The organism is Hymenobacter agri, assembly GCF_054778495.1.
In genome coordinates, this window is record NZ_BAAGZM010000978.1 from 1 (window position 1) to 1083 (window position 1083).

Below are 1083 nucleotides of genomic sequence, written 5' to 3' on the forward strand. Positions count from 1 at the left end.
CAGGCCGCGGGTCGGCGGCCGGTACCCCAAGCGGGGCAGTAGCGCCGCGCTGGGGCCGCCCCTGATGCAATATCTTTACCGGTCCGGCCCGGCGCCAATCAGGCCGGGCCGGCCGTTTTTGCATGAAGCACCGCGTCGTTGTCGGTTTAATTCTCCCCTTGCTGGCTGGCTCGCTGTCGGCTCGCGCCCAGGCCAACACCACCCAGCCCTGGGGCACCTGGTTTATTGGCACCGTGATACTGCCTGGTACCGCCGACCACAAGCTCGGCGGCTACGCCGAGGCTCAGGCGCGCCTGAATGGCGTGTTTAAGCAATACTTCTACCACGAGCTGAAGGCGGGCGTGAGCTACGACATCGACCCCAATTTTTCGGTGCTGGTGGGCGGCGGGCGCTACGTCACGGCCGATTTTCACGACTTGAGCGCCGGCCCGCTGAACGTGGAGAAGCGCCTCTGGGAGCAGCTCACGCTCACGCAGTTTTCGAAGCGCCTGAAGCTGGAGCACCGCTACCGCATTGAGCAGCGCTGGCTGAGCTTTCGCGACGACAGCAGCGCGTTTCGGCAGCGGCTGCGTTACCGGCTCAATGCGTTTTACCCGCTGAACAAGCCGGCCATTGGAGCGGGAACGTGGTTTTTGTCGGCCTACGACGAGATTTTTCTCAATCCCAGCGGGCCGGTGTTCGAGCGCAACCGCGTGTATGGCGGCCTGGGCTACCAGCCCTCGGCGCGCCTCATTCTGCAATTGGGCTTCGTGAACCAGGCCAACTACAACCTGCCAGCCTACAAAGCGGGCCAGTTCATCCCGCAAATCAACTCGGCCAAAAATAACCTTGTGCTGGCCGTGACCTACAAGCTGGCCCGCAAATCGGCGGTGCCGGCCACCGAGCAGCTGCCCTCGCAGCAGGACTAGGCCGGCCGTCACGCTGGCAAACAACCCGGCCGGGCAGTCCACCGTTCAGCTTGGGCCGCCGCGCCGGCGCTACGCGCACGGTACCGATTACATGAACGAAACCGACTTTCGGCAGCTCATTCAGGAGCTGATTTGCCCGCTGCTGGCGGGCTCGGCGCTGCTGCCCGAGCGCCTG

1 protein-coding gene is annotated in these 1083 nt (G+C 64.5%); it reads left to right on the forward strand.

What is annotated here, in order from left to right; genetic code table 11:
* The first annotated feature begins 122 nt into the window (after window positions 1–122).
* Window positions 123–908 carry a DUF2490 domain-containing protein gene (locus ACYVDE_RS23845; protein WP_460504014.1) on the forward strand — a complete coding sequence of 262 codons (786 nt, stop codon included), beginning with the start codon at window positions 123–125 and terminating at the stop codon, window positions 906–908.
* Window positions 909–1083: the final 175 nt, after the last annotated feature.